Here is an 8,909-nt window from a genome sequence, read left to right on the forward strand (position 1 = left end):
GTGAAGCGATGATTTTTGCGTTTCATGGATGGCTAACGGGGCAGGTTAATGGAATAACTTCCCTTTTGTTGGTTATCTTAAAAAATAAAAAGGACTTTAATATGATAGGACTTACTATCGCAATAATTGCGTTTAATTTTATCGCATTCAAGACAAATAAACGACTAACGAATAATCAAATCTTTCACATTTGGGCATTTACTATTGCTTTCCAACAAATCTTCGATTTGTATATAGATATGAAATATCATGGTTACTGGTATTTCACCAAAAATGTTGATTGGAAAGCATTGCCTGCTCATACCGTTTTAATTCCTCCTGTTAACATGATGTTTTTAAATTGGTTTCCTTTTAATTCCTCAATTGTGAAAAAAATTATGTATATTTTTGTTTTTGTAATAAGTATTTTAATTTATGAATCAGTAACTTTACTTCCCGAACCTTGGGGGTACTTCCATTATGGTTGGTGGAAATTATGGCACGCAGCTATAATCGATCCGATACTTTTGTTTATCTTATTAGGGTATTACAAATTGGTATGTAAAGCAGAAAAAAATCTTATTATTAAAGAAAAATAATTAAATAATATAAAAGTCCCTCTTGAACAAACGGCTGCAAGAGTTAAGGATTGGAATGGCTGTGGCGATTATATTTTGGGTAAATATTTTTAAGAAGTTGCCCCTCTCAAAAGAGAAGGGCTTTTCATTTATTTTAAACCGTTCCGTCCTTGGTCATATTTCTCTTCATGCATATGGTCGACAAAATCATCAGAAATCTCGCCTAAATGCAGCATGTCTTCCCCATTCATTAGACCTTCCAGTGAATCAAAAAACGATTTAGGAATGTTGAAATCAATCAAAAGGTCCCCTGAGTTGCTATAGACACTCGCTGATAAATTACCTGGAGGCTCTGACATTTTCAACAAATCCATTAACGTTATAGCTTTACCGTCTGCTTTCAAATTGACCTTTACTTCATAGAGGGCAATGGTTTCCTCCAAGATTTGAACCAGTTCGTTCAGTTCTTGGTCACTTAATTGGGAAGGATCTTCGATATTGAGAAATTTTTCCCAAAGCGTATCGTTTGTTGCGATTTGGTCAAGTTGGTCTTTATTTTTTTCTTCGACTTCACTCAAATAGTTAAAAAATCTCTCTGCTTCTTCCTCTGTTATGCCAAATTCCGATAGTGCATTTTCGGTTTCGGCCATGTATTCATCATAATTGACATAAAACTCAAGTGATGCATCCAAATCCTCAATAAATTTATAGTCATTTAAGGAGTCGCCGAAATGGTCCATGAGGTCATTAAATTCTTTATCTGTCAGACCATATTTCGTTAATAACTCCTGCAAATTTTTCGAGTTAATAGGGGTTCCCAGAACTTCTTTAAGCTCGTCCACTGTACTATAATCATCCAAAGGGATCTCATAATAGTCCAGATAATCCATCAAGTCCTGTTTTGTCCAGCCAATACTGGCCAAATATTGGTTCAATTCATTTTCTGGAGGAGCAGCCTGAGCGACTGGAACATTGAACAGGAATGGAAAAGAAAGCAAACAAACCAGAAATGCCTTAATATAAACCATCGGAAACCTCCTTTTATTTGGTGCATAAATATTTTGCCCCCTACCGACTCTAATTAAGAAAAGCAAATAATTCTCAATAAAATTTAGACTTTTAATAAATTTGCAGGAAAGCGTCTCATTGACCATGGAACCTGCATTTTTTTATATTTCGGCAAATGTAGAGCTTTTCACTATAGGGTAACTACGACAACTCTTTTTCTTGTTCCACTAACGGGGCAGTATAGTTGAATAAGAACAGGGATAGGCAATCTCTTGACATATCATCTCGAATTAAATACAATATTTCTATAAATACCGAAATAAGAAAAATTTGAATTACTGAAAGGAGGTTTTTAGCGGTGAATGATGATATTGCAGTAATAGTCTGTAAGGCACTAGGTGAATCGACTCGTTTACAAATCGTAAAATTACTTGCTCAACAATCAGAGTTAGCTTGCCTGGAAATGGCAAATCAATTTTAGGATAGATTCTCAAATGATTGAAAGAAATTCATTTATATAAATTTGTAAAATAAAAATTATGAGGTGAAAATTAAAAATGGAAATTTCAAAACAAATAGCATTAGTTACAGGAGCAAATAGAGGACTTGGTCGTCATATTGCACAAGAACTACTTTCTCGAGGAGCAAAGGTTTATGCAGGAGCTAGAAATCCGGAAATGATTGATCTTCCAGGTGTCATTCCATTACAAATCGACGTTACAGACGAAAAGTCAATTGCTAAAGCGGCAGAAATTGCTAACGATGTAACTTTATTAATTAATAACGCTGGATCACATACAGGAGCTTCATTGCTTGACGGTGAGATGGATAAAATACGATTAGAGATGGATACTCATTATTTCGGTACTCTCAGCGTGATCCGTGCTTTTGCTTCGATTATCGAAAAAAATGGTGGAGGAACAATTCTTAATATCCTTTCTGTTTTATCGTGGGTGAGCAGCTTGAACCAAGGTACTGCATATCCAGCAGCCAAATCTGCAGAATGGAGTTTAACAAATTCCTTCCGTCTAGAACTAGCATCTAAAAATATTCGTGTTGCTGGTCTACATGTAGGATATATGGACACAGACATGGTAGCAGGAGTTACTGCACCAAAATCTAAACCTGCTGATATTGCAAAGATTGCAATCAACGGTATTGAAGCCGATAGCTATGAAATTATAGCAGATGATTTAAGTCGAAATGTACAACAACGTTTATCTGGTGGAGTAAAAGCGATTTACCAACAATTGTTTTAAATTTATAAACATGAGTGAATAATACAATACTTATAGAAATACTGAAATAATAATTGCTGAAAGGAGGTTTTTAGCGGTGAATGATGATATTGCAGTAAAAGTCTATAAGGCACTAGGTGAATCCACTCGTTTACAAATCGTAAAATTACTTGCTCAACAATCAGAGTTAGCTTGCCTGGAAATGGCAGATCAATTAAAAGGCCCTGCCAATTCAACATTGACGCATCATTTAAAACCATTACTCGATTGCGGATTATTAGCAGTTCGCAGAGAGGGAACCTTCAGATATTACAGGTTACAACGAGAAGTCCTTGCACAATACGCTCCCGCTTTACTTTAATGTGAAAGCGGAATAATTTTAATTTTAATTTTAATTTTAATTTTAATTTTAATTTCAGTATTTATAGAAATACAGAACAATTGAAATGAACGGGGGAAAATATATGAGTCAAATTACTAAAGAAACAAATTCTTGGGGAAATTTAAAAAATGGTTTAGACAGTAAATTGTTTGAACCGATAAAAATCGGAGCTTGGAATTTACGCTCTCGTATCGCAATGGCACCGTTAACAAGATCCTTTGCAGATAATCAAACGGGCGTAGTAGGAGAGGATATTGTTGAATATTACCGAAAACGTGCTGCCGATGGAGTTGGTTTAATCATTTCTGAAGGAACGGTCATTAGTCCTCGTGGAAAAGGCTATCCTGGAATTCCAGGCATTTATTCAGACGAACAAATTAAGGGTTGGAAAAAAGTAACGGATGCTGTGCATAAAGAGGGAGGAACAATGATCGCTCAAATATGGCATGTTGGTCGCTTATCTCATCACGAGCTTGCTGGAAATCTGCCTCCTCAAGCACCATCATCTATACCAGCTGAGGGTCTTGTCTCTCGTTTCCGAAAGCCATATGATGTTCCTGAAGAAATGACAATTGAAGATATTAATGAAGTAATCAATCAATATGCGCAAGCTGCGAAAAATGCAATAGCAGCAGGTTTTGACGGTGTGGAAATTCATGGTGCGCACGGATACTTGATTGACCAATTTAATTCAGATATAACCAATCATCGTACAGACAAATATGGTGGTGACCTTGCTCAAAGATTAACGTTTATGCAGGAGGTAATTAAAGCGGTTATCGACGCAATCGGTACAGAACGAACAATGATCCGATTCTCTGCTCATAAAGCTGATATACCAAATTACATGTGGGAAGATCCAGAAATGGCTATTCGTACATTTGTTGAGGCATTTAAGGAAGCGGGTGCAACCATGATTCACCCATCGATTATGCAATTTGATCGAGTGCTTGCAGATGGAAATACGATGCATCAATTAGTCAGAAAATACTGGGATGGTGTCATTATTGGAGTAGGTACATTAAATCCAGAAATGGCGAATCAGGCGATTGAAGAAGGAACAATTGATGTTGCTGCTTTCGGACGTCCATTCATTTCTAATCCTGATTTTATTCATCGTTTAAAAAATGGTGAAGAATTGGAAGAATACGACGCTAAGAAGCATCTTAATACACTAATTTAAAGCACTAGAATAGAAAGAAATGGAAATGGATTTAGTAAAAGATATAAGCATCAACATCGACAAAAAGGTGGAATAAGAATTCCCCCTCCTGATATATATTTCAGAAGGGGGAATAGGGATACTATGTAAAATCTTAAGAAAACGAAACCGTGCACACGGCAATTAAAACCTAAGGAGCTATTAACATGAACACAAACAATCAATTTACCGTAAATCGCAAAACGCCTACTTATTGGCGTATTACATTTCATAACCCGCCCATTAATCTAATTGATCCAGATTCGATGTTTGAGCTAATGACGCTCATGGATCAAATCGAGACAGACCCTCATCTTAAGGTCGTTGTTTTCGACAGCGCAGATCCTGAATATTTCATAGCCCACGTTGATATAACGCGTACTGGAGAAAAGTATCCACCAGTTATTGATTTCAGCGCACGTCTTTCTAGGGCTTCGGTTGTCAGCATAGCTGAAATTCGGGGAAGGGCCCGGGGAGCCGGCAGCGAGTTTGCGCTTGCCTGCGATATGCGGTTCGCCAGCAAAGAGAAGGCCATCTTCGGACAACCTGAAGTCGCGGTCGGCACCATACCAGGAGGCGGTGGCATGGAGATATTACCCCGCTTGGCGGGACGTTCGCGAGCTCTTGAGATTATCCTTAGCGCTGACGACTACGATGCCCCAACCGCAGAACGCTATGGATGGATTAACAGAGCAATTCCCGAAGCAGAATTAGACGGTTATGTGGAAAACTTGGCTCGAAGAATTTCGGCATTCGATAAACAGATCCTAAGTGACGTCAAGCAGCTCATTAATCGTACCGGAATCCCTGAAGTCTCAGAATTGCAGGAATCCCGAACCGTCTTTATCACGAGAACCATGTCACAAAATACGCAAGAAAAAGTGTCAAAGGCGATGGCACTGGGCTTTGGTCAACGAGGTGATTTCGAGCTTCATTTAGGTCAACATTTAGGGGATTTAAAATAATTGAAGTTGGGGAAACCCGCCAACGAGAGCCATGGTCAAGATTCAGATGTGTTGAAACAAATTTCTCCCGTTGCATGGCAGCATGTGAACCTTTACGTGCGATATGAGTTTAACAAACAACAGGTTCTATAAGGATGTAGAAGAGGCGGCTGCGCTCGGCTGGGTGCAGGGAGACGAGAGCCTCTTGCGTCCAAATGATCCGGTTACCCGTCAGGAAGCCATTCTTACGATTGTTAGAGCGGCGGGGGTTGTGCTTGAAGGAGGAAATGACGACCTCTTAGCGATATTCAAGGATGGCGAAGATGTTGCAGTATGGGCTAAGTTAGCAATCCTGTATGCGCTACAGGAGGGTTGGATTCAGGGAATGGGAGACGGCAAGCTCGCTCCGCGTGATTTCATTACTCGAGGCCAAGCAGCGGCAATACTTGTAAGATTCGGCTTTAAGAAGAAGGTATAACATATTTAGATAACACAAACAAAAGCCCAGTAGTTCCCGAACTACTGGGTTTTTTGAAACTTGGCTTACAGAGCAAGGAGGTAACTGTAGTCTGGATTTTATACGTATTATATATATCGTTACTACAGATGACTAATTGAATGTGAATTTTAGTTTAATACTAAGGAGATGAAAGGTGATGTTTTTAAAGAAAAAATCATACTTAGGAGAGAAAAATGGCGTCTCCTACTTGAATGGAGAAGTTAAATTTCTAAGTGTTTCATTTAATGTTTACAGTTATTTAGTGGATGGTGTATTAATTGATACAGGATCGCAGTCCTTACATAGATATTTCGAATCTTTTATTGACCAAGCAGATTTTGATCAAGTAATGATAACTCATTCTCATGAAGATCATTCAGGTTGTGCTGCTTATATTGAAAAAACTAAGAATCTACCAATTTATTTAAGTGAAAAAACAATTGATAATTGTGCACGACGTGCAGATTATCCTTTATATAGGCAACTCTTTTGGGGGAGAAGAAAGCCGTTTCATGCTAAGGATATGCCTGAAACGTTTACATCCAGAAATGCGATATGGAAAGTAATCGATACACCTGGTCATGCTTTTGATCATAAAGCTTTATTAAATCAGGAAACAGGTCAATTATTTACGGGAGATTTATTTGTAAGTGACCGGACAAAAGTAGTATTAGCAGAAGAAAGTATCCCTTCAATTATTACCTCATTAGAGAGAGTATTAACTTATGATTTTCAAGATGTATTTTGCAACCATGTAGGGTTTGTAGAAGATGGTCGCACAGCGCTTGAACGAAAACGAGACTATTTATTATCTATTAAACATAAAGTATTAACTTTACAAAAAGAAGGGAATTCAGTTGAAGTTATCCGTAATATGCTATTTCCAAAAAAATACCCAATTATAAAATTTTCAGGCGGAGAATGGGATTCACTACACATTGTCACATCGATAATAAATGAAAATAATGTACGTAAACCCGATTTATTTTAAAAGACATTGAGGGCTTATTGGACAGGTCCTTTTAATTTATGTTGATTATCTTATACAACTAACGCATGCTTATGTTCAATAACGGGGTGGCTACGGCGATCCCGTTTTTCTTATTGAACGTGGAGTTTAATACAATAAAATAAAAAGCAACCCAAATGAAACAGGACCGCACATTTTAGACATATATAAAATGTGTGGCCCTTTTATTATCGTTGAACTAACTAACCTTAGTATAAAGATAAAGTGTCATTTTGTTTGTCAATTTATCGATATGCACCTCAAAACGGAACGTTTGGTATTACTCTGTTTGTTTTTTTGTTAGTTCATTACTGAATTTCTGAGACTGTTACAATTGCTTTTCCAAGGTTGGCTCCTTTGAAAAGACTTAGAAAAGCTTCAATTGTATTGTCAAAGCCTTCTGTAATGGTTTCTTCATACTTTAATTTGCCGTCTTTAAGCCAACCCGCCAATGCTTGGATACCTTCACCAAAGCGTGATGAATAATTGCCAACCGTAAAGCCTTGCATTAATGAGCTCGTTTTAATTAGATAGGACTGAACGCGTGGTCCGATATCCTCAGTTTCGTTATTATAGGAGGAAATGGCACCACATACCGGAATTCGAGCAAAGTTATTTAATAAAGGATAGACTGCGTCTGTCACTTTTCCCCCGACGTTCTCAAAGTAAACATCAATTCCATTCGGGCACACTTCTTTAAGGGTCTCACCAACATCTTGAGTTTTATAATTAATTGCTGCATCAAACCCGAGTTCTTCCACCAAGTACTTGACCTTATCGGTTGAACCTGCAATTCCTACCACTCGGCAGCCTTTAAGCTTGGCAATTTGACCGACTATTGATCCGACTGCGCCGGCAGCACCAGATACAACAACCGTTTCGCCCGTCTTTGGTTTACCAATGTCTACTAAACCGAAATATGCTGTAAGTCCCGTCATTCCGAGCACACTTAAATATGAAGAAGCAGGTGCAATGGTTGAATCTATTTTACGAACGGTTGTTTCTTTTGCAATGGAATATTCTTCCCATCCTAAAGAACCTAAAACAAGATCGCCCTTTTTAAAGAGGTCTGATTGAGACTCTTCAACCTGGCCAATTACACCACTTGAAATAACCTCATTTAATTGGAAGGGTGGAATGTAGGACTTCGTATCGTTCATACGCCCCCGCAAATAAGGGTCAACTGAAATATAAACGGTACGGATTAGTAATTCACCTTGTCCTGGTTGGCGAATTTCAGTTTCTCTTATTTCAAAATTCTCATGTGTTGGCATCCCTGTTGGTCTATTTTTTAATAGTATTTGTTTTGGCATGTATGAGACTCCTTTTTCCCTAAATTTGAATCATATTTACTATATATTAATCACTTGATGAATCAAAAAGAATTGCTCGTGTCTTTAGTTTTTGTTTTTTTACCGGGTTCATACTGAACTTTGGAGTAATCCTCTTTTTTTGGTGAATTTTCCTTGTAAGGATATAAGAATGGGAGTTTCATAATGGAAGGACTTGATTTACCTTTTCTGTTCTATCTCATTATTACTTGACTAATATTAAATAGGATAATCAAAAAACATTAACTAAAGGTGAGCGTTTCTTCTATTGATATAACCATCCTGAAGACCCTGATGTCCTGAAATGTTAGATAGAATTAGAAGTTGGAGAGAAATATACTTAAAAATTGGGAAGAGAAACCCTAGGATTCGGTTTATATATTTTTAGGAATGTCTGAAATTTAGCTACGAATATTTTTGTGGTTTGTAAGATTGTTAAGAATTGTACTTAAACTATCGGGGTGCAAGAGTTAAAGATACAGCTGCCTTTTTTGGGGCTTTTCTTATTGAAGTAACGGGCAGGTTTGTGTAACAAGATGGCTAATAAATAATGACTGTACTAATCATCTTATGAACACTAGCTCAATGAAATGTCATGACTATATCGAAAACAAAATAACCAAGGATAAACTTTAGGCAAATATCTATTCCTCCTTCAAATGGGACACATACATTATTTTGACACTATTTGAGGAGGAGATAAAAATGGAAAGAATCTTAGGAATGGGTATGGGTGGTTT

General features: G+C 37.4%; 10 protein-coding genes. 8 read left to right on the forward strand and 2 right to left on the reverse strand.

Annotated features, from left to right (window positions below):
- Nucleotides 1-578, forward strand: a 578-nt coding sequence (locus ACIFOT_RS30030) for a hypothetical protein (RefSeq protein WP_430071977.1), incomplete at its 5' end; no start/stop codon positions are given.
- Nucleotides 579-706: 128 nt separating this feature from the next.
- Here the strand turns inward: ACIFOT_RS30030 and ACIFOT_RS30035 are convergent.
- Nucleotides 707-1,585 (reverse strand): processed acidic surface protein, encoded by an 879-nt coding sequence (locus tag ACIFOT_RS30035; protein WP_430071979.1) that lies wholly within the window; start codon nucleotides 1,583-1,585, stop codon nucleotides 707-709.
- Nucleotides 1,586-1,923: 338 nt separating this feature from the next.
- Here ACIFOT_RS30035 and ACIFOT_RS30040 point away from each other — a divergent pair, with 338 nt between their 5' ends.
- The 7 genes from ACIFOT_RS30040 (at nucleotide 1,924) to ACIFOT_RS30070 (ending at nucleotide 6,820) form a co-directional block, all read left to right on the forward strand.
- Nucleotides 1,924-2,046, forward strand: coding sequence for a hypothetical protein (locus ACIFOT_RS30040; protein ID WP_430071981.1), 123 nt, complete (start codon nucleotides 1,924-1,926; stop codon nucleotides 2,044-2,046).
- Nucleotides 2,047-2,122: 76 nt separating this feature from the next.
- A complete protein-coding gene (locus ACIFOT_RS30045; RefSeq protein WP_430071984.1) occupies nucleotides 2,123-2,824 on the forward strand; it encodes an SDR family oxidoreductase in 702 nt (233 codons plus the stop codon).
- Nucleotides 2,825-2,900: 76 nt separating this feature from the next.
- A complete protein-coding gene (locus ACIFOT_RS30050) occupies nucleotides 2,901-3,164 on the forward strand; it encodes an ArsR/SmtB family transcription factor (protein WP_430071987.1) in 264 nt (87 codons plus the stop codon).
- 103 nt (nucleotides 3,165-3,267) lie between these two features.
- A complete protein-coding gene (locus tag ACIFOT_RS30055; RefSeq protein ID WP_430071989.1) occupies nucleotides 3,268-4,368 on the forward strand; it encodes an alkene reductase in 1,101 nt (366 codons plus the stop codon).
- A gap of 185 nt (nucleotides 4,369-4,553) precedes the next feature.
- Nucleotides 4,554-5,351, forward strand: a complete 798-nt coding sequence (locus tag ACIFOT_RS30060; RefSeq protein WP_430071992.1) for an enoyl-CoA hydratase/isomerase family protein — start codon at nucleotides 4,554-4,556, stop codon at nucleotides 5,349-5,351.
- A gap of 103 nt (nucleotides 5,352-5,454) precedes the next feature.
- Complete coding sequence (locus ACIFOT_RS30065) at nucleotides 5,455-5,808, forward strand: S-layer homology domain-containing protein (RefSeq protein WP_430071995.1); 354 nt, start codon at nucleotides 5,455-5,457, stop codon at nucleotides 5,806-5,808.
- A gap of 178 nt (nucleotides 5,809-5,986) precedes the next feature.
- On the forward strand, nucleotides 5,987-6,820 hold the full coding sequence (locus ACIFOT_RS30070) for an MBL fold metallo-hydrolase (protein WP_430071997.1): 834 nt from the start codon (nucleotides 5,987-5,989) through the stop codon (nucleotides 6,818-6,820).
- Between the two features lie 326 nt (nucleotides 6,821-7,146).
- Here the strand turns inward: ACIFOT_RS30070 and ACIFOT_RS30075 are convergent, their stop codons facing one another.
- Nucleotides 7,147-8,151, reverse strand: a complete 1,005-nt coding sequence (locus ACIFOT_RS30075) for an NADP-dependent oxidoreductase (RefSeq protein WP_430072000.1) — start codon at nucleotides 8,149-8,151, stop codon at nucleotides 7,147-7,149.
- Nucleotides 8,152-8,909: the final 758 nt, after the last annotated feature.

The sequence above is a fragment of the Neobacillus sp. NRS-1170 genome (assembly GCF_050468025.1).

Coding starts and splice junctions, on each gene's coding strand:
- ACIFOT_RS30035 (WP_430071979.1), bottom strand. CDS start 1,585: ATGGTTTATATTAAGGCATTTCTGGTTTGTTTGCTTTCTTTTCCATTC.
- ACIFOT_RS30045 (WP_430071984.1), top strand. CDS start 2,123: ATGGAAATTTCAAAACAAATAGCATTAGTTACAGGAGCAAATAGAGGA.
- ACIFOT_RS30055 (WP_430071989.1), top strand. CDS start 3,268: ATGAGTCAAATTACTAAAGAAACAAATTCTTGGGGAAATTTAAAAAAT.
- ACIFOT_RS30060 (WP_430071992.1), top strand. CDS start 4,554: ATGAACACAAACAATCAATTTACCGTAAATCGCAAAACGCCTACTTAT.
- ACIFOT_RS30065 (WP_430071995.1), top strand. CDS start 5,455: ATGAGTTTAACAAACAACAGGTTCTATAAGGATGTAGAAGAGGCGGCT.
- ACIFOT_RS30070 (WP_430071997.1), top strand. CDS start 5,987: ATGTTTTTAAAGAAAAAATCATACTTAGGAGAGAAAAATGGCGTCTCC.
- ACIFOT_RS30075 (WP_430072000.1), bottom strand. CDS start 8,151: ATGCCAAAACAAATACTATTAAAAAATAGACCAACAGGGATGCCAACA.